This is a genomic window from Winogradskyella haliclonae, from assembly GCF_014635865.1.
Taxonomy (GTDB): domain Bacteria; phylum Bacteroidota; class Bacteroidia; order Flavobacteriales; family Flavobacteriaceae; genus Winogradskyella; species Winogradskyella haliclonae.
Genome location: NZ_BMDQ01000001.1, coordinates 471,964 through 493,249 on the forward strand (window position 1 = coordinate 471,964; position 21,286 = coordinate 493,249).

Here is a 21,286-nt window from a genome sequence, read left to right on the forward strand (position 1 = left end):
TAGCTATTCCCTAATTAATAATTGTAAGTCATCAGAAGATGCTTTTTATATATAACTTAATCTATGTTTTTAATCAATAAAGAAACCAACCGTATAGAGAGAATACAGGAAAAAACATTCTCAGAATTAAAATTTAAAGAGCGAGATAACCTTCAAGAATGGCTTGCCAATAATCCTTCTTCTTTAGGAGAGGATTTGTTAATTATTCAAAAGGAATTTGCTGGCTTTAATGATACAAGGGAACGTTTAGACTTATTAGCTCTTGATAAGCAAGGTAATCTTGTGATTATTGAAAATAAATTAGATGACACTGGTCGAGATGTCACATGGCAAGTTTTAAAATATGCATCTTATTGTTCCAGCTTAAGCAAATCTCAAATCATAAAAATTTATCAAGACTATCTGGTTTCGATTGGAGAGTCAAAAAATGCCGAAGAAGCTTTATCTGAATTTTTTGATGGCCAAGATATAGAAGAAATTTTTCTTAATAAAGGTACCACCCAACGCGTCATACTTGTGGCTGGTAATTATAGAAAAGAAGTCACATCAACCATTTTGTGGTTGCTCAATTATAATTTAAGAATCCAATGTTTTAAAGTTACTCCCTTTCAACTAGCTGAACAGCTAATTTTAAATGTAGAGCAAATTATACCAATGAAAGAAGCTGAGGAGTATGCCATTAAAATGGCAGAAAAAACCCAAGATGATATTTCTGCACAGGAAGAACTTAAGAGTAGACATATAGTGAGAATAAAATTCTGGACTCAGTTGATAAAGGCAATGAATCAAAAATCCAAGTTGTATCAAAATATCAGTCCTGGAAAGTATAATTGGATAGGTGCTGGATCTGGAGTAAGAGGTGTTGGATTTAACTTCGCGGCGTCAAAAAATTATGGGAGAGCAGAGCTCTATATTGACAGAGGTGATAAAGAAGAAAATGAGTTTGTGTTCAATGAATTGTTAAAACATAAAGAAAGTTTAGAAGCTAAGATAGGTCAAGGTTTAGAATGGGAATATCTAGAGACTAAAAGAGCTTGCCGTATTAAATTACAGGATTCAAGTTTTGATATCTTTAAAGAAGAACTCTGGCCAGAAGCTATTACATTTATGACCGATAGTATGGTTAAGTTAGAGAAAGCTATACAACCACATCTTAATACGATTAATAAAAAACTAAAAGCTTTTAATTAATTCTGTATAGCCATAAAAGATTTTTATTTTTATAGATTATAAATTCACTTTTAAAGGAGTCAATTCAATTTCGTTAAATTGGTGAAGAATATCTTAAAACTAATCAATGACAAGCATAGATCAAAGAGCAGAATTACAGAGACAAATATGGAGTATTGCCAACAATGTACGTGGCTCAGTAGATGGATGGGACTTTAAGCAATTTGTATTAGGCACACTTTTTTATCGCTTCATAAGTGAGAATTTCACCAATTACATTGAAGCTGGTGATGAAAATATTAACTACGCAAGTTTACCAGATAGCGTCATTACACCTGAAATAAAAGAGGACGCCATTAAGACTAAAGGCTATTTTATTTATCCAAGTCAGTTGTTTATCAACGTAGCAAAAGAAGCCAATAGCAATCCTAATTTAAATACTGACTTAGCATCAATATTTACAGCTATAGAAAGTTCTGCAAATGGCTACCCGTCAGAAGAAGATATAAAAGGCTTATTTGCAGATTTTGATACTACAAGTAACAGACTTGGAAATACTGTAGAAAATAAAAACCAACGTTTAGCCGCGGTTATAAAAGGTGTAGAAGGTTTAAAACTAAGTATCGAAAACTCTAAAATAGATTTATTTGGTGATGCTTATGAGTTTTTAATCTCTAATTATGCAGCCAATGCAGGTAAATCTGGTGGTGAGTTCTTTACCCCTCAAAACGTATCCAAATTAATTGCGCAGTTAGCTATCCATAAACAAGAAAAGGTAAATAAGATTTATGACCCTGCTGTAGGTTCTGGCTCATTACTATTACAGGCTAAAAAGCAATTTGATAATCATATTATAGAAGAAGGCTTCTTTGGGCAAGAAATAAACCATACCACCTACAACTTAGCACGTATGAATATGTTTTTGCACAATGTGAATTATGACAAATTTCATATTGTTTTAGGGAATACATTAATAAACCCAAAGTTAAGAGATGATAAACCTTTTGATGCTATAGTATCTAATCCACCATATTCCGTAAAATGGAAAGGTAGCGATGACCCTACTCTTATTAACGACGACCGTTTTGCACCTGCTGGTGTGTTAGCACCAAAATCTAAAGCAGATTTTGCTTTTGTACTACATGCATTAAGTTACCTTTCAAGTAAAGGAAGAGCTGCTTTAGTATGTTTTCCTGGTATTTTTTATCGAGGTGGTGCAGAACAAAAAATCAGAAAGTATTTGGTAGATAATAACTATGTGGAAACCGTTATTTCATTAGCACCTAACTTGTTTTACGGCACATCTATAGCTGTAAATATCTTAGTGTTGTCTAAAAGTAAAACAGACACTAAAACGCAGTTTATAGATGCCTCTGGAGAAGATTTCTTTAATAAAGAAACGAATAACAATGTGATGACAGATACGCACATTGAAGCCATTATTAAAATGTTTGACAGCAAAGAGGAAGTAGCACACATTGCAACCTCTAAAGACAATACCAATATTGCTGAAAACGATTATAACCTTTCTGTAAGTTCTTATGTGGAACCAAAAGATACACGTGAGAAGATTGATATTGTGGAATTGAATAAACAGATTAAAAGGACTGTAGAGAAAATAGACCAATTGCGTGCCGATATTGATACCATCTTAAATGAAATTGAAGCATGAGTTATTTAGATGAATTGTTAAATGGTATTGATGTAATTTGGAAACCTTTATCTCATAAAGAAAATGGTTTGGCAGAATTGACAAGAGGGCGTGTAATGTCAAAAACTTATTTACTCAAAAACGCTGGTAAATATCCAGTTTACAGTTCTCAAACTATCAATAATGGTGAAATAGGAAAGATTAAAACTTATGATTTTGATGGTGAGACAGTGACATGGACAACTGATGGTGCTAATGCAGGCACAGTGTTTTATCGAACAAGTAAATTTTCAATTACAAATGTATGTGGGTTAATAAAAATCAATGATGTAGAAGAATTAAACTATAAATTTTTGTTTTATTGGTTATCCATTGAAGCAAAAAAACATGTCTATTCTGGAATGGGTAATCCTAAATTAATGAGTAACCAAATGGCGAAAATCTTAATTCCTGTACCACCAATAGAAATCCAAAAAGAAATAGTTAGCATTTTAGAAACCTTTACAGAACTTACTACAGAACTTACTACAGAACTTACTACACGTAAAAAACAGTATAGTTATTATCGGGAACAATTACTAACTTTTAATGAAAATGAAGTGCAACACGCACCTATGGGAGATGAAAAAGTTGGCGAATTTATTAGAGGTAAACGATTTGTAAAAACCGATATGATTTCTGAAGGTGTCCCATGCATACACTATGGTGAAATGTATACACATTATGGTACTTGGGCAGATAAAACGAAATCATTTGTAAGTACAGAACTTGTAGAAAGGAAAAAACTAAGGCGTGCCGAAAAAGGAGACGTTATCATTGTAGCAGCCGGTGAAACCATAGAAGATATAGGACAAGGAACAGCTTGGTTAGGTGAAGAAGGAGTTGTTATTCATGATGCTTGTTTTTATTATAAAAGCAATTTAAACCCTAAATATGTTGCTTATTTTACCAGAACAAGACAATTTCATGACCAAATAAAGAAACATATCCGAACAGGTAAAATTTCAGCAATTAACTCAAAAGGATTAGGTAAAGCATTGATTCCAATTCCATCACCGGAAGAACAAGAACGTATCGTTGCTATCCTAGATAAATTTGATGTTTTAACAACTTCAATAAGTGAAGGTTTACCAAAAGAAATAGAATTACGTAAAAAACAATACGAATATTATAGAGAAAAGTTGCTAACCTTTTCAAAAGAAAAAACAGAAGCGTAAAACTATGAGTCAATCATTAACTCAAATAGCAGAAGCACTTAGAGATGCTAACAAAAAGGTACAACTTATATATGCCTTTAATGGTACAGGTAAAACACGCTTATCACGTATCTTTAGGTCATTAGTATACCCAAAGGATGATGATGAAGATGTGCAAGATGAATCAGGTATTAAAGTACTGTATTACAATGCCTTTACAGAAGATTTATTTTATTGGGATAATGATTTACATGGTGATAGTGACAGAAAACTAATTATACGCCCAAATAACTTTACAAATCTGGTGCTTCAATTTCTTAAAGACCAAGATTTAGATGGTAATATAGCATCAAATTTACAACACTATACAAATAATGATAAATTAACGCCTTTATTTAATGAGGAATATACAACTAAGAATGAAGACGATGAAGATATAATTGTTCCTGCATATTCAGAGGTTACATTTTCAATTACAAGGGGTGGTGACGACACTTTAAATAATGTAAAAATATCTAAAGGAGAAGAAAGTAATTTTATTTGGTGCGTATTTTACAGTTTATTAGAACAGGCTGTAGAAATATTAAAAATTCCAGAAATTGAAAATCGTTCTACTGACCAATTCAACGATTTAGAATACGTTTTTATTGATGACCCTGTTAGCTCGTTAGATGAAAATCATTTAATAGAATTAGCAGTTAACTTAGCAGAACTTATTAAGCAATCAAATAATTTAAAGTTCATAGTTTCTACACATAGTCCACTTTTTTACAATGTTTTGTATAATGAATTAGGAAGTAAAAAATGCTATATGTTAAGTAAACTTGAAGATGGTACATTTGAAATTGAAGAGAAAAAGGGCGATTCAAATAAAAGCTTCTCTTACCATCTTTATCTTAAACATACAATAGAACAAGCAATAGAATCAAATACTATTGAAAAATATCACTTTACATTACTACGTAATCTATATGAAAAGACAGCCAATTTTTTAGGATATCCTAAGTGGTCAGAGTTATTACCTGATGATAAGCAAACTTATTATAATCGAATTATTCAGTTTACAAGCCATTCCACATTATCAAATGAAGCCGTAGCTGAACCAACTGACCCAGAAAAGCAGATTGTGAAGTTTTTATTAGACCATTTAGTTAATAGCAAGTATTGGATAGAAGAAATTGAAGCGCAACCAATAGCAGATGAAGCTTCATCAACAGAAACAGAGAATGCAACAGTATAAAACCATAGCAGAATCAAACAATTTTATTGTTTTAGATAACTACAAAAAGTTTTCAGAGGTAAACGAAACACCTTCTGGTTATCAGACAGAGGCAGATTTAGAGAAAGAACTTATTCAAGATTTACAAAATCAAGGATATGATTATTTGCCTAATCTTACCAATCAAAAAAGTATGCTCGCTAATGTGCGCACACAATTGCAGAACCTCAATAATATGCAATTTACAGATAGCGAGTGGAAGCGTTTTATAGAAGAATTTTTAGATAAACCAAATGATAATCTTGTAGATAAAACAAGGAAGATTCACGATAATTATATTTATGATTTTGTTTTTGATGATGGGCGTATTAAAAATATATATTTAGTAGATAAGAACAATATTTTACGTAATAAGGTTCAAGTCATTTCACAGTTTGAGCAGAAAGGCATACATGCCAATCGTTATGATGTTACTATTTTAGTAAATGGTTTACCATTAGTACAAGTAGAGTTAAAAAAACGTGGTGTACCTATTCGTGAGGCATTTAATCAAGTGCATCGCTATTCTAAAGAGAGTTTTAATACAGACAACTCACTTTTTAAGTACCTACAAATGTTTGTAATTTCTAATGGTACAGACAGTCGGTATTTTGCTAATACAGTACAGCGTAACAAAAACAGTTACGACTTCACGATGAATTGGGCAAAATCGGATAACTCATTAATTAAAGACCTTAAAGATTTTACAGCTACTTTTTTTCAAACAAGAACGCTACTTAATATATTACTAAAATACTCTGTCTTCGATGTAAATGATACACTGCTAATAATGAGACCCTATCAAATTGCAGCAACAGAGCGTATTTTATGGAAAATACAAAGTTCATTTAACTCTAAAAAATGGTCTAATACAGAGGGTGGTGGCTATATATGGCATACTACAGGTTCTGGAAAAACATTAACAAGTTTCAAAGCGGCTCGATTAGCAACAAAACTTGACTTTGTAGATAAAGTATTCTTTGTGGTAGATAGGAAAGATTTAGACTTTCAAACCATGAAAGAGTATCAACGTTTCTCACCAGATAGTGTTAATGGTTCAGATAGTACAGCAGGTTTAAAAAGAAATATAAACAAAGAAGATAATAAGATTATAGTAACAACAATTCAGAAACTAAATAATCTGATGAAAAGTGAAAGTGATTTGTCTATATATCAAAAACAAGTCGTATTCATATTTGACGAAGCACATCGCTCGCAATTTGGAAAAACTGGCAAAGGCGAGGCTCAAAAAAATTTAAAGAAAAGATTTAAGAAATATTATCAATTTGGGTTTACAGGGACACCAATCTTTGCGGGGATAAATTCTTTAGGAAGTGAAGACACTGCAAGTATTTTTGGTCGTGAATTACATTCCTATGTTATTACGGATGCTATTAGAGACGAAAAAGTATTAAAATTTAAAGTAGATTATAACGATGTAAGGCCACAATTTAGAGGTATAGAAACAGAGTTAGATGAAAAGAAATTAAGTGCTGCGGAAAAAAAGAGGGCATTTCTACATCCTGTAAGAATTACAGAAATATCACAATATCTTTTAAATAACTACAGACAAAAAACACATAGAACCAAAGGCGGTAATACTGGATTTAATGCCATGTTTGCAGTAAGTAGTGTTGATGCAGCCAAATGTTATTACGATGAAATAAATAAGTTGCAACAAGGTAGTGACAAACCTTTAAAAATTGCTACTATATTTTCGTTTGCAGCCAATGAAGAGCAAAATGCTATTGGTGAAATCCCTGATGAAAATTTTGAACCAACAGCGCTAGATGTCAGTGCAAAAGAATTTTTAACCAAAGCTATTAATGACTATAACACGATGTTTAAAATGAACTATAGTGTTGAAAGCAAAGAATTTCAGAATTACTATCGTGATTTATCCAATCGTGTTAAAAGGAAAGAGGTTGATTTGTTGATTGTAGTAGGTATGTTTTTAACAGGTTTTGATGCGCCTACGCTCAATACATTATTTGTAGATAAAAATTTGCGTTATCATGGACTAATACAGGCATTCTCTCGTACAAACCGAATTTTTAACGCAACAAAAACCTTTGGAAACATAGTCACCTTTAGAGATTTAGAACAAGCTACGATTGATGCAATAAAAACCTTTGGCGATAGTAACACAAGAGATGTAGTATTAGAGAAAAGCTATAAAGAATATTTAGAAGGCTTTACAGATATAGTAACAGGAAAAGCACGTATGGGCTTCATTGAAGTGGTAAAGGAATTAAATGAAAAGTTTCCAGACCCTGAATCTATAATAACAGAGAAAGACAAGAAAATATTTTCTAAACTTTTTGGAGAGTATTTACGTGTTGAAAATATACTTCAGAATTATGATGAGTTTATTCATTTAAAAGCGTTTCAATCAGTTGATTTAGATAATCCTGATGCTATTGAAGAGTTTAAACTAAAACACTTTATATCAGATGAAGATATTGCTGTTATGAAAGAAATAGAAGTACCCTCAGAAAGAACACTTCAAGATTACCGCTCTACATATAATGATATACGTGATTGGTTAAGAAGAGAAAAACAGGGTAAAGAAGCAGAAGAATCAGATATCGATTGGGATGATGTGGTGTTTGAAGTAGATTTATTGAAATCACAAGAAATTAACTTGGATTATATTCTGGAATTAATTTTTGAAAACAATAAAAAGAATAAAAATAAATCTGAATTAGTAGAAGAAATTAGACGTGTGATTCGTGCAAGTATAGGAAATAGAGCTAAAGAAGGGTTAATTGTAGATTTTATTAATGAAACTGATTTAGATGAGATAAAAGAAAAAGCAACTATAATAGATGCGTTCTTTGCCTATGCTCAAGGAAAACAGAAAACAGAGGCATCAGAGTTAATTGTGGATGAGAATTTAAATGAGGAAGCTGCAAAACGTTATATTCTAACTTCTTTAAAACGAAAATACGCGAGTGATAACGGTACAGAGCTAAATTCAATTTTACCAAAAATGAGCCCTTTGAATCCTAAATATTTAACTAAAAAACAAAGTGTATTCCAAAAGATTTCATCTTTTGTAGAGAAATTTAAAGATGTTGGTGGGCAATTATAAAAATTAACCTTGAAAAATTAAAAAAGCGCCTTTCGGCGCTTTTCTTCTACTAAACTAATACGGAATAACCATTAAACACGTAACGTTGTAGCTTTTGTAAAGTTTCTAACTTATCACTGGTATTAACGAGTAAGGAGATGTTATTATTGCTACCGCCATAAGCAATCATTCGTACATTAACATCTTGTAATATTTGGAAGAGTTCTGGCGTATCTGGATGGTAAATAATTTGGTTACCCACCAAACACACAATACTCATGTAATCCTCAACCTCGACCTCAGCAAACTTTTGCAATTCAGTTACAATAGCCTCAAGATTAGTAGTGTTGTCTATCGTTAATGACACCGCAATCTCAGAGGTGGTAATCATATCAATAGCAGTCTCGTAGGTTTCGAAAATTTCAAAGATTTTCTTTAAAAACCCATGTGCCAGAAGCATCCGTACCGACTTTATTTTGATGGCAGTAATGCCATCTTTGGCGGCAATGGCTTTGATGCCTTCGCCATGAATTTGGTTGGTAATTAATGTGCCGTGTGCTTCTGGCGCCATGGTGTTTTTTAATCGTAATGGGATGTCTAAACGCCTTACAGGCATTACCGTTTGCGGGTGCAATATTTTTGCTCCAAAATAGGCAAGCTCAGCTGCTTCGTCATAAGACAAATGCGATAAGGCTCGTGTATCGTTTACAAAACGTGGGTCGTTGTTATGGAAGCCGTCAATATCTGTCCAAATCTGTACCTCATCGGCATCAATGGCTGCGCCAATAATTGTTGCGGTATAATCGCTACCACCACGGTGTAAATTGGTAATAGCGCCATCGGCATCCAAGCTAATAAACCCTTGTGTAATATAGATGTCTGCCGTTGGTTGGCTATCGATCAAACGAAATAAACTTTGTTTAATGTAAAAATTATCAGGCTCATTATTTCGGTCTACACGCATAAAATCTAAAGCAGGTAATACTACCACATTAAACCCTTCTTGTTCTAAAAACCGGCTGAACATATACGTCGACAACAACTCTCCATTGGCCAAAATACTATTGTGTAATTGTGCATAATAGTTTCTGGTGGCAGCTTGGCGCAAGTTTCTAAAAATCCCATTAACATAATCACTCACGTCTTGCTGTAACGACGCTTCATGCAACAAATCGTAAACGGTGGCATTGTAAGTTTCGTTAAGATTGTCTATTTGTTCTTCAGCAGCTTTTACATCTCCAGCGGCTATAGATTCTGAAATCGCAACCAGTGCATTTGTAGTGCCTGACATGGCTGACAATACCACTATTTTTTGGTCATTGGTATTGATGATATCTTTGACATGATTCATATTCACCACAGAACCAACAGATGTACCGCCAAACTTATATACTAACATGTGTTTCAATTTTAAAGCCCAAAAATAAGTTTATACTTTTCCTTGATACTAATATTTTGAAGAAATAGTTTATATTTGCACACATTGTTAATTATATAACAAACAAAAATGAAAACTATTGCCTCTTGTGTAGAAGACATTTTAGTTAAACAACCTTTTTTAGAAGAAGCCTTGTTTAGACAAATCATAAACTTTTCGGCTTTATCGGAAGAGCTACAAACTCCTGTAAGTAAAATGTTAGGCAAACCTGTAAAAACGGGTGCTATTATGATGGCCTTAAGACGTTATGCACCACCAGTGCATTTACGACAATCGCATCAACTAAAAGCTGTACTAAAACAGTTGGGAGATATTACTGTACGCTCTAACTTAATTGACTACACGTTTCAGAATTCGGATACTTTAATTAAAAGTCACTCTAATGTTATGGAAACTTTAGATACAAAATCGTTCTATGGGTTTTCTAAAGGTGTTTACGAAAGTAATATTGTTGTGTCAGCTTCAGAAAAACGTATTGTTTTAGAGGGCTTTAAAAATGAAAAAATGATAGATTCCCAAGACAATCTATCGTCCATAAGCATACGTTTGCCTAAAAATAATCAGCGAATTTCTGGCTTATACTATCAAATTTTTAAGCGCTTTGCCTGGGAAGGAATTTCGCTTCACGAAGTGATTTCTACAACCAACGAGTTTACCGTTTTAGTAGAAAGTCATTTAGTAGATCAAGCCTTTTCTGCCATTAAGAATCTGAACGCTCAGTAGATGTCTTAAAAAATACATTAGCTAAAACAAAAGCGACTAAAGCTGGCAATATCCAACCTAAACTATGGTTTGCTAAAGGAATGTAATTGGTTAGATTTTTCAAGCTATCAGATGGACTTATAAAGCCTATAACATCTGGTATACTAAAGATAAAGGTAGTTATAACTACAGCTCTAAATACCAATGGTGTGGCTAACTTTTCAGGAAGTACATTCAAAATTATTAATACGATAGTTATCGGATAAATAAATAATAGTATCGGATAAGCGATGACTATGATAGAATGAAAATCAAGTTGCCCAACACCAACACCAGCCAAACACGCTAAAATTGCAGTAATAATATACGCGTTGTTGGAACTGTGAAATAAGCCTCTAAAATAATCTGCTGTTCCGGCAACAATGCCAACAGCTGTAGTGAAACAAGCTAGTGAAATCAGAACACTTAACACCGTATTACCAAAAGTGCCCAATGCCGAAATACTAATACCTCTTAACAAATTGGCGCGTTGCATATCATTACTCAAAGTACTATCGACACTAATTTCTGTACCATAATAGGCGCCTACAGAAATCAATCCTGCATAGATAACAAACAAGCCTAAACCAGCAATAAGTCCTGCTTTTCGGATTAAAGATTTTTTGGCTTCATAAGCTTCAACATCAATAGTTTTAAACTTTAATGACACTATAATAAAAGCACCAACTACGACAGCGCCAATAGCATCAAAGGTTTGATAGCCTTCTAATATTCCGCTTACAATTGGCGATTGAAATGTTGCAGGATTAGCCAAACTGCTATTATACAAACCAATTCCAATGACCATAAGCAACATAATAACAATCAGTGGCGTTAAAAATTTACCTATAACATTTAAAATTTTCGAACGGTTTAAAACAAAGACCAATACCAAAGCGAAGTAAATTAAACTTGTCCATAATGGGTCCGTGCCAAAAGCTGGATGAATGGCAATTTCATGCGTAGCAGAAGCAGTCCTTGGTGATGGAATTGCTATAGAAATGATATAAACAATAACACAATAAATAGAACTAAACCATGGGGAAACTTTTTTGCCAAAGTCGTACATGGTGCCCTGCAATTTAGCATGTGCCATGATACCAATAATAGGAATAATTACCGCAGTAATCATAAATCCTAAGGTGACCCAAAACCATTGCTCACCAGCATTGTAACCTAATAATGGTGGGATTAGTAAATTTCCTGCACCAAAGAATAAAGAGAATAAGCCAAATGCTGTTACGAGGAGGACTTTACGTTTATACACTAGTCGATTCTTTTAAGTTCTAAGTCTCCAAAATCGAAACTAAAATCGGTAATTGGCGCTATATATTCCATAGTGGCAGATTGTGCTTTGCCGTCTTTATCAAAGGTAAACTTTACAAAAACATCTGCATCAAAACTCCTGTTATTCCATTTGGCGACATACGTTGTTGCATTGTATGGTAATAACTCTCCAACGAGTTGAGAGGAACGTTCGCATTTTATCTTATAATTTTTGCCATCATGAGATATTAGAATATTTCCAAACCAAGCATCGTTAAATGTCCCAGTAATTTGATTTGGTTTTGGTAATTTGGAACTGCCTTTTAGTTTGTCGACTTGAGTATAAACAGCAGCTTTAATGCTGTCGTTATACTTAATATATCTGGCATTTCTTCCGCCATAATTTTTTAACCAATTACGATTTTCGTACCCTAAATAAGAATCCTTAATGGTATTTGTAATGGTATTAAATGCAGAACCATTCATCTGATTTGTCAATACGGCTATTGCCAAATTTAAGTCAGGAATCATTGTAAACTGCGTTACAGTACCTAATAAACCTCCTGTATGATAGACTTGCTTGTGTCCGCCTTTAACATCAGTGACAAACCAACCTAAGCCGTAACCTCTAAAATTAGAATTATACCAATCGCCAGCCCTAACATTAAGAGGGGTTTGTAATTGCCATAACTCATGGAATAAATCTTTATCAAGCAAACGCGTACCGTCTGCAGTAACGGCGTCATTCATTAAAAACTGAGCCCATGTTAGCATATCACGAACATTACTCATAATACCGCCTGCAGGATTTGCTAAAGGTGACCAATCATGAGGAATTTTAATGACCTTGCCTTCTGTTCTCGTATGAGCATCAATGATATTGCTTTTATCAGTCACACGATTGTAAGATGCTTTACTGTTTAACATTCCGACTGGTTTCATGATTTTAGTTTCAATAAATTCTTCCCAAGACATGCCGCTAACACGTTTTAAAACTTCACCAGCAATGATGTACATATTATTATTATATCGGAATTTACTTCTAAAAGAAGATTCGGGTTTTAGATGTTTTACATTAGCTATAACATCATCAACCGTAAAATCACTGCCTTCAGGAAAAAACATTAAATCTCCAGCGCCGAGAGACAAGCCACTTCTGTGAGTCACCAAATCTCTAACTGTAAACGCTTCGGTTACATGCGGGTCTTGCATCTGAAACTCTGGAATATGTTTACGGACCTTGTCATCCCAATTTAATTTTCCTGCATCGACCATCATAGCCAAAGCAAAACAGGTAAATCCTTTGCTATTAGAGGCCACACCCACTAGCGTGTTTGGATCCATTGGTCTGTTATTCTCTAAAGACCGCACACCATGACCATTGGCATATACTATTTGATTGTCTTTTAATATTCCAACGGATATGCCTGGAACATCAAATGTGCTTAATGTTTCTTGAATAAGTTTATCGAGTTCTGCCTCTTCTATTTGAGCATTTAGGCCCGCAGATAGTGCAAAAATAAATAGGATGATCCAGCGTCTTAAAGCCATAAAATTTATATATTTTGATTTAGAATAGTTTCAAATATAGTGAATAGTTAGTGATGATTTGTACTGAATAAATCTATGATAAATTTATCTTTGCAATCATGTTTGTAACTCACAGAAATTGTAAGATTCATTATACTTCAATTGGAGAAGGACCCACAATAGTATTGCTTCACGGTTTTTTAGAAACTCTACACATGTGGGATGATTTTGTTGAAGAGCTTTCAGAAAATAATCATGTGCTCTGCATCGATTTATTGGGTCACGGGAAAACGAACTGCCTTGGGTATATACATAGTATGGAAACTATGGCAGAAGCTGTTTATTCTGTAATAGATGAATTAAAAATTAATGATGTAAGTTGTATAGGACATTCTATGGGCGGCTATGTAGCTTTGGCTTTAGCTGAGCTAAAACCCAACTTAATTAAGAATCTTTGTTTAATGAATTCTACATTTGAAGCAGATGATAATGAACGATTAATTTTGAGAGCCCGTGCCGCTCAAATGGCAACGGAAAATTACGAAGCTCTGGTACGGATGTCATTTACCAATTTGTTTGCTCCAAATAGTAAAGAAAAATTTAAGGATGATTTTGAAAAGGCATTAGCCATAGGTCTTAAAACATCTCAACAAGGTTTTATTGCCGCACATAAAGGCATGGCCATAAGACCAGATAGATTTGAAACATTTGCAAACATCACAGGAAAAAAAGTAATAATCATAGGAGAAAAAGATACAATCTATAATCAAGAATTAGTCCTGCAAAAAGTAAAGGATACTACAATAAAAATAGAACTATTTTCAGGTGGGCATATGAGTTATATTGAAAATAAGAAAGAATTATCTTACTTTATAAATCATTTTAACGAAAAATAATACGTTTTAGCGTTTTAATTTGATTTTTTAATTATGTTAGTCTTTCCAAATCTAACTAATTATGAAAAAATCTACTTCAGCGATTACTCCATTGAAACTATATTGCGATTTTTTTGGTCATAATTATAAAGTCACTAAAAAAGTGACACACCATGTTAAAGAATATACATGCTCTTGTTGTAAGAAACAGTTAACGACAAACAGTAATGGTCGGCTTACTGAACTTACACCAAAATTCAAAGAGATAAATGCTACCCTAGCTAAAATTTATTCTAATAAGCTATCGAGAATGAATGCGCAAAGGTTTAATACTTCTGCGGCATAAATTAATAGACTATAATGATCTGTTACTCATTAAAAAAAGTTTCTCGGCTCTTAAATGTATTCTAAAAAATAAAACAAGTAAGGCTAAAAAGTAAATAGCTACTAACCTTAATTTTCGTTTTCAGTCTCGTTGAAATTTTTCCAACCTTTGGCTATAATTGGCACTTTAGTTTCTGCTCGAGTTACTAAATGTAAGCCTCGATTGGCTTCAGTCATATAACCAATAACTGTTAAATTAGGGTTCCCTTTAATTTTTGGAAAATCTTCTTGTGCTATAGTCATCAACAGCTCATAATCTTCGCCTCCGTTTAAAGCAATAGTTGTACTGTCTATATTAAATTCTTCACAGGTGTTAATAACTTGCGGGTCTAAAGGAATTTTATTTTCGTATATATCTACACCAACATTACTTTGTTTGCATATATGCATAATTTCAGACGATAAGCCATCACTGATATCAATCATACTTGTAGGCTTTACCTCTAATTGCTTGAGCAAATCCACAATATCTTTTCGAGCTTCAGGTTTTAACTGACGTTCAACAATGTAAGTATACATCGATAAGTCTGGCTGATTCTGAGGGTTAACTTTAAAGACTTCTTTTTCGCGTTCCAATATCTGAAGTCCCATATAGGCACCTCCCAAATCACCTGTAACGACTAATAAATCATTAGGCTTAGCTCCTGAACGCATCACAACATTATCTTCCTCTACTTCACCAATTGCAGTAATGGAGATGATAAGTCCAGACGTAGAAGATGTTGTATCTCCACCTATAACATCAATGTTATACACCCTTGATGCAGTTTCAATACCCGCATATAACTCTTCTAAAGCTTCAAGAGGAAAACGATTAGATACAGCAATAGAAACTGTAATCTGCGTTGCATTGGCATTCATAGCGCAGACATCGGACAAATTAACCATAACCGATTTATAACCTAAATGTTTTAAGGGCACATAACTCAAATCAAAATGTACGCCTTCGACCAATAAATCTGTAGTAACAACGATTTGTTTTTTTTCAGGACTTAAAACAGCTGCATCATCTCCAATCCCTTTAACTGTAGACTTATGATTTATTTTAAATTGCTCTGTTAAATGTTCAATGAGTTTAAACTCACCGAGCTCACTTAATGGTGTTCTTTGTGGATTTTTATCTTCTATCATCCTGCAAAAATATTATGCTTTTAACAATTAACACATAATTTATTCATCTAATTTCAGTTAAGTATTTAGAGCAATTCTTAATTAATGATTAAATTGCAAAAAAACACCCCATGAAAATATCAAAACTTACACTTATTTCCCTACTATGTCTTATGACACTTTTTACATTAAGTTGTAATGATGAGACCGTTGATTTAAGTAATCAAGATTCAGATAACGATACTATAGTAAACATAAATGACAATTGCCTAAATATAGCAAACCCCAATCAAGAAGACACCGACAACGATGGTGTTGGTGACGCTTGTGATGATGATATTGATGGTGATGGCATTACAAACGAGTCTGATAATTGCCCTAATACAGCAAATCCTAATCAAGAAGACATAGACAATGATGGCATAGGCGATGCTTGTGATTCCAACATAGACACTGATGGTGATGGCATAGAAGATGCAATGGATAATTGCCCTAATACAGCAAATCCTAATCAAGAAGACATTGATGGTGATGGCATTGGTAATGCTTGTGATAATTGCCCTAATACAGCAAATCCTAACCAAGAAGACACTGATGGTGATGGCATAGGCGATGCCTGTGATAACTGCATTGATACAGAAAATCCTAATCAAGAAGACATTGACAGTGATGGCATAGGCGATGCTTGTGATAATTGCCCTAATACAGCAAATCCTAATCAAGAAGATATTGACAACGACGGTGTTGGTAACGCTTGTGATATCAGCCCCTATACATTAGATACGCCTTGCGTAAATGGAATGGCTGGTATCTTCCCTTGTAATGGTATTGATGTCATGGGTGCCATAGATACCGAAACACTTGGTGGTAGTTCTGCCTCTAATATAGAAGGTAGTGATATTTGGGGTTGGACAGATCCAACTACAAATAAAGAATATGCTTTAGTTGGTCTGACAAATACTACGGCATTCGTAGATGTAACTGATCCATTCAATCCTATATTCCTGGGACGATTAAATTCTAGTGCGGGTATAAATTTTTGGCGAGATGTAAAAGTATATAATAATCATGCGTTTATAGTTGCTGACAATGTAGGAAATCATGGTATGCAAGTCTTTGACTTGACACGCTTAAGAAACGTAACAAATCCTCCAGAAACCTTTACTGTAGATGCGCTTTATACTGGTGTTGGGAGTTGTCATAATATTGTAATTAACGAGAGTGAGGCTGTGGCGTATTTAGTTGGATGTACAGGTACAAATGGAGGTGGACCAATCTTTGTTGATATTTCTAATCCAATGAATCCTACATTCTTGGGAGACTATACTGCTGGCGGTTATTCTCACGATGCGCAAGTTGTTACTTATACTGGTCCTGATCCAGATTATCAGGGTCGAGAAATCTATGTAGGAAGTAATGGCAATACAGATAGAGTCGTAATATTAGATGTTACAGATAAGTCTAACGTTATTCCTATTAGTGATTTTACATATCCGCAAACTGCATATGCGCATCAAGGTTGGTTTACCGAAGATCAAAGATACTTTATACTTGGTGACGAAATTGACGAACGTAATTTTGGTTTTAATACTAAAACCTTAATATTCGATTTTTCAGATTTAGATAACCCAGTGCCATCGGCAAATTATTTTGGTCCAACACCAGCAATTGACCATAATGGTTATGTTGTTGGTAATGAGTATTACTTATCTAATTATAGAGCTGGATTACGCATCTTGGATATTTCTAATATTAGTTCAACCACAAACCCAATGACTGAAACTCATTTTATAGACACATACCTGCCTAATGATGCTTCAGAATTTAATGGTGTTTGGAGTGTTTATCCTTATTTTGCCAGTGGAAACATTATGATAGGTGATATTGAACGTGGACTTATTATTGTCAAAAAAAGTATGTAACGTATTAAAAATGAAGTCCCAAAAATCTTTATTATGTTTTATAATGATCAGTCTAATTTTAAGTTGTACTGATACAGATGACCTAGGCAATTCTAATTCTAACAATACTCTTAGTTTTGAATTAACAACTTTAGGTGGTTCAAAAAATGACAGTGCCCAATCTGTTGTAGCTACAAATGATGGGGGTTATGCCATTTTAGGATTTACCCAAAGTAATGATGACGACATTACAGATAAACAAGACGAAAGTTTTGATTATTGGCTTTTAAAATTTTCACCTGAAAACACCCTTGAGTGGCAGAAAACATATGGCGGCTCTCAAGATGATAGAGGTCAAGAAATTATACAAACTCAAGATGGTGGTTATGCTATAATTGGCACTAGCGAAAGCAATGACTTTGATGTTACAGAAAATAACGGTTCACAAGATTTTTGGATAGCTAAATTAGATACTACGGGAAATATATCTTGGCAAAAATCTTTTGGTTTTCAAGGAGACGATATGGGCGTTTCAGTTATTCAAACTTCAGATATGGGATATCTTTTAACAGGTGTTCTTGATGTTACCTCATCTAACGGGCAAGGAAACACAAATAGAAGCACAGCACGTCATGCAGGTGGTGACTATTGGGCAATAAAACTAGATGCTTCAGGAAATCTACAATGGAGTCGCTACTTCGGAGGAAATTTTACCGACACTCCTGTAGGCGCTGTAGAAGTGAATGATGGCGGATTCATAATTGCTGGAGGTTCCGATAGTGAAGACACTGATATTTCTGCAAATAAAGGCACATACGACTTTTGGGTTGTACGTGTAAATGCAAATGGAGACCTAGTTTGGGAAAAATCCTTTGGCGGTACAGAAACTGATGAAGCTAGAGCCATGATAAAAACTAATGATGGAAATATCGTTATTGCAGGCGAAACAAGAAGTAATGATTTGGATATAACTAGCAATAATGGAGCTGCTGATTTTTGGCTCATAAAGATTTCAACAGATGGAAACCTCATTTGGCAAAAAACATTAGGCGGAAGTGGTTTTGATGTCGCTCGTGATATAAATACAACTCAAGATAACGGCTTTGTTTTATCTGGAAGTTCAAGAAGTAGCGATGGTGATGTTTCTGAAAATAAAGGGCAGAATGATGCCTGGGCCGTTAAAGTAGATGCTAATGGAAGTCTGGTTTGGGAAACATCTTTTGGAGGCAGTAATATTGACTTTGCGTATGGTATTGCAGAGTTAAATGACCAATCTATAGTCGTTGTTGGAGACACCTCAAGTAATGATGGAGATATTGAAGAAAACAAAGGATTTACAGATCTTTTGCTTCTCAAAATAAATTAGAAAATACAACTTATGAAAAAGATTTTTGTCCTATTATTTATCAGCTTATACTTTGCATCATGTAGTGATGACGATAACAATAGTGGTTTAAGCCCAGCCTCTACAACTTTAAGTTTTTCTCATAACTGGAATGGCACCCCTGTAAGTAATGCAGATTTTAATACCATTCAATTTACTAATGAGAATGGCGAAATGCTAAGTATAGAACGCCTACGCTACCTTATATCAGACATCACTTTTACCACAACATCAAATGAGGTTCTAAATTTGAATAATTATAACCTAATAGATCTTACCAATGGTACTAATCTTGATTTCAGTTTAGGAACACAAATTCCTCCAGGAAGTTACAGTAATGTGTCTTTTACATTTGGATTTGATAACGAAGATAATTCTCAAAATTATTTAGACTTAAACTCTGCTTCTTTTAACGTTCCTGATATGCTAGGTGGCGGTTATCATTATATGCAATTTGATGGAAAGTATATAGACAATACGAATATGGAAGCAAATTTCAATTATCATGCAATTAGAGCCGTCGATAATCCTGGTATGAACCCAACATTTCCTCAAGACACCTTTTTTACAGTTAATTTAGGAGCTGTTACCGTAAGTGGTGATACGACACTTAATATTGAAATGAATATTGCAGAATGGTTTACAAACCCTAACACATGGGATTTAAACCAATTGAATACAGTTCTTATGCCAAATTCTGCAGCTCAAATACAAATGTATCAAAATGGTCAAAGCGTATTTACCCTAGGTTCTGTTTCTCAATAAATTAATTTGAAAAAACTAATCTACATAATATGTTTATGTTTCCTTTTCTCTTCATGTTCCAGTGATAATGAAAATGAAGGCCTCACACCAGTTGATGAGACTCCTAATGCCTTAGATTTAGATATTCCAGAAATTTTTTCAAATAATATCATTCCTCCTGTAATCCCAAATGATAATACCCAAACTGTTGAAGGTATTGCTTTAGGAAAGCGTTTATTTTTTGATAACATCCTGTCTGGAGATCAAAGCATATCCTGTGCAAGTTGTCATTCGCCCCAAAATGCGTTCACAGATAACACCCCAACAAGTGTGGGAATAGATGGTGTTTTTGGAACAAGAAATTCTATGCCTCTTTTTAATCTCGCATGGAATTATAATGAGCGTTTTGCATGGGATGGTAAAGAACTAAGTTTAGAAAGGCAAGCTTTAGAACCTGTTGAAAACCCTATTGAAATGCATAGTGATTGGGAGAATGTAGTTAATAGACTTCAAAATCATCCCGAATATCCTGAACTTTTTAGACTAGCATTTAATACCTCAACCATAACAAAAGAATTAGCGGCTAAAGCTATAGCACAATTTGAGAGAACCTTAATTTCTGCAAATTCAAAATTTGACAGGTACTCATTGGGGCAAGAAACTTTAACATCGCAAGAGCTAAATGGATTAGATGTTTTTCTTCGCGAGGATAAAGGCGATTGTTTTCATTGTCATGGTAATCCTAATAACCCGCTTTGGACAGATAACGATTTTCATAACAATGGACTAGATACAGCTTTTACTGACTTAGGTCTTGGTGCAGTAACTGGTGACCCTAATGACAATGGCAAATTTAGATCACCCTCATTACGTAACTTAGCATATACTGCTCCTTTTATGCACGATGGCCGTTTTGCCACTATAGATGAAGTTATAGATCATTACAGTGAAGGACTACAAAACTCACCTACCATAGATCCATTAATGAAAAACATCGCTCAAGGTGGTGTACAACTTTCTGCTCAAGACAAAGCCGACTTAAAAGCTTTCTTATTAACCTTATCTGACCCTTCTTTTTTAACCAATCCAGACTTTCAGAATTAAAATTTATAGTAAAATCTTATAAATTTTATGCATTTCATCGAAAAAATAAGTATTTCAGCTTGTTTAGGTCAATTATTTGTCTATATTAGTCTCCCCCAAATTACCAAATATGAAACCTACTAATACAGATAATATATCTTGTATAATTTTTGGTCATAATTTTTATAAGTCTCAAAATGAGGCTTATAAAAATGACCAATTAAAATGTAAGCATTGCAATACAACTGTAATCATGGACAAGCATGGAGACTTTAATCCAAGTGGTGCAGACAAAACATTTGAAAACACACTTCGTAAACTTTTTCTTCTAAAACGGAGAATTGCATAATTGGTTTTTTATTTTCCTTATAGTTATGGCTGTTTCCCTTTTCGCTTTTTAGTATAGCTAAATACTATTAAATCATATATTAATATAATGTTAGTAAATGTTGTAAGAACCTAGCTATATCGTATCTTTGCAC

17 protein-coding genes are annotated in these 21,286 nt (G+C 33.9%); 13 read left to right on the plus strand and 4 right to left on the minus strand.

Annotated features, from left to right (window positions below; genetic code table 11):
- The first annotated feature begins 63 nt into the window (after positions 1–63).
- From IEV10_RS02135 to IEV10_RS02155, 5 genes are all read left to right on the plus strand, one after another.
- Positions 64–1,191, plus strand: a complete 1,128-nt coding sequence (locus tag IEV10_RS02135) for a DUF4268 domain-containing protein (protein ID WP_188373047.1) — start codon at positions 64–66, stop codon at positions 1,189–1,191.
- Between the two features lie 106 nt (positions 1,192–1,297).
- Entirely contained in the window at positions 1,298–2,842 is a 1,545-nt protein-coding gene (locus IEV10_RS02140; RefSeq protein WP_188373048.1) for a type I restriction-modification system subunit M, read from the plus strand.
- Positions 2,839–4,038, plus strand: a complete 1,200-nt coding sequence (locus IEV10_RS02145) for a restriction endonuclease subunit S (RefSeq protein ID WP_188373049.1) — start codon at positions 2,839–2,841, stop codon at positions 4,036–4,038. The genes IEV10_RS02140 and IEV10_RS02145 overlap by 4 nt, the downstream gene beginning before the upstream one ends.
- A 4-nt stretch (positions 4,039–4,042) precedes the next feature.
- Positions 4,043–5,257 (plus strand): AAA family ATPase, encoded by a 1,215-nt coding sequence (locus tag IEV10_RS02150; protein WP_188373050.1) that lies wholly within the window; start codon positions 4,043–4,045, stop codon positions 5,255–5,257.
- On the plus strand, positions 5,244–8,369 hold the full coding sequence (locus IEV10_RS02155) for a type I restriction endonuclease subunit R (RefSeq protein WP_188374172.1): 3,126 nt from the start codon (positions 5,244–5,246) through the stop codon (positions 8,367–8,369). Before IEV10_RS02150 ends, IEV10_RS02155 begins: the two co-directional genes overlap by 14 nt.
- 49 nt (positions 8,370–8,418) lie before the next feature.
- Here IEV10_RS02155 and IEV10_RS02160 read toward each other — a convergent pair whose 3' ends face one another.
- The gene (locus tag IEV10_RS02160) at positions 8,419–9,747 is read right to left on the minus strand and encodes an aspartate kinase (RefSeq protein WP_188373051.1); all 1,329 of its coding nucleotides are present in this window, start codon (positions 9,745–9,747) and stop codon (positions 8,419–8,421) included.
- A gap of 108 nt (positions 9,748–9,855) precedes the next feature.
- On the opposite strand from IEV10_RS02160, the gene IEV10_RS02165 reads away from it, so the two are divergent.
- Positions 9,856–10,509, plus strand: coding sequence for a hypothetical protein (locus IEV10_RS02165; protein WP_188373052.1), 654 nt, complete (start codon positions 9,856–9,858; stop codon positions 10,507–10,509).
- Here the strand turns inward: IEV10_RS02165 and brnQ are convergent.
- Both brnQ and IEV10_RS02175 read right to left on the minus strand, forming a co-directional pair.
- Positions 10,487–11,794 (minus strand): branched-chain amino acid transport system II carrier protein, encoded by a 1,308-nt coding sequence (gene brnQ, locus IEV10_RS02170; protein ID WP_188373053.1) that lies wholly within the window; start codon positions 11,792–11,794, stop codon positions 10,487–10,489. The genes IEV10_RS02165 and brnQ overlap by 23 nt on opposite strands.
- Complete coding sequence (locus IEV10_RS02175) at positions 11,794–13,344, minus strand: serine hydrolase (protein ID WP_188373054.1); 1,551 nt, start codon at positions 13,342–13,344, stop codon at positions 11,794–11,796. The genes brnQ and IEV10_RS02175 overlap by 1 nt, the downstream gene beginning before the upstream one ends.
- A 98-nt stretch (positions 13,345–13,442) precedes the next feature.
- Here IEV10_RS02175 and IEV10_RS02180 point away from each other — a divergent pair, with 98 nt between their 5' ends.
- Entirely contained in the window at positions 13,443–14,219 is a 777-nt protein-coding gene (locus tag IEV10_RS02180; RefSeq protein WP_188373055.1) for an alpha/beta fold hydrolase, read from the plus strand.
- 61 nt (positions 14,220–14,280) lie between these two features.
- Positions 14,281–14,544, plus strand: a complete 264-nt coding sequence (locus tag IEV10_RS02185; RefSeq protein ID WP_188373056.1) for a DUF1660 family phage protein — start codon at positions 14,281–14,283, stop codon at positions 14,542–14,544.
- A gap of 107 nt (positions 14,545–14,651) precedes the next feature.
- On the opposite strand, the gene thiL is transcribed toward IEV10_RS02185, so the two are convergent.
- The gene (gene thiL / locus IEV10_RS02190) at positions 14,652–15,713 is read right to left on the minus strand and encodes a thiamine-phosphate kinase (protein WP_188373057.1); all 1,062 of its coding nucleotides are present in this window, start codon (positions 15,711–15,713) and stop codon (positions 14,652–14,654) included.
- A 110-nt stretch (positions 15,714–15,823) separates the two neighbouring features.
- Here thiL and IEV10_RS02195 point away from each other — a divergent pair, with 110 nt between their 5' ends.
- The 5 genes from IEV10_RS02195 to IEV10_RS02215 all read left to right on the plus strand — a co-directional run bounded on the left by IEV10_RS02195 (position 15,824) and on the right by IEV10_RS02215 (position 21,153).
- Positions 15,824–17,614, plus strand: a complete 1,791-nt coding sequence (locus IEV10_RS02195; protein WP_229719565.1) for a choice-of-anchor B family protein — start codon at positions 15,824–15,826, stop codon at positions 17,612–17,614.
- 43 nt (positions 17,615–17,657) lie between these two features.
- The gene (locus tag IEV10_RS02200; protein ID WP_229719566.1) at positions 17,658–18,959 is read left to right on the plus strand and encodes a hypothetical protein; all 1,302 of its coding nucleotides are present in this window, start codon (positions 17,658–17,660) and stop codon (positions 18,957–18,959) included.
- Positions 18,960–18,971: 12 nt separating this feature from the next.
- The gene (locus IEV10_RS02205) at positions 18,972–19,742 is read left to right on the plus strand and encodes an MbnP family protein (RefSeq protein ID WP_188373059.1); all 771 of its coding nucleotides are present in this window, start codon (positions 18,972–18,974) and stop codon (positions 19,740–19,742) included.
- Positions 19,743–19,748: 6 nt separating this feature from the next.
- On the plus strand, positions 19,749–20,825 hold the full coding sequence (locus IEV10_RS02210; protein ID WP_229719567.1) for a cytochrome-c peroxidase: 1,077 nt from the start codon (positions 19,749–19,751) through the stop codon (positions 20,823–20,825).
- Positions 20,826–20,934: 109 nt separating this feature from the next.
- Positions 20,935–21,153, plus strand: coding sequence for a hypothetical protein (locus IEV10_RS02215; RefSeq protein WP_188373060.1), 219 nt, complete (start codon positions 20,935–20,937; stop codon positions 21,151–21,153).
- The last annotated feature ends 133 nt before the right edge of the window (positions 21,154–21,286 follow it).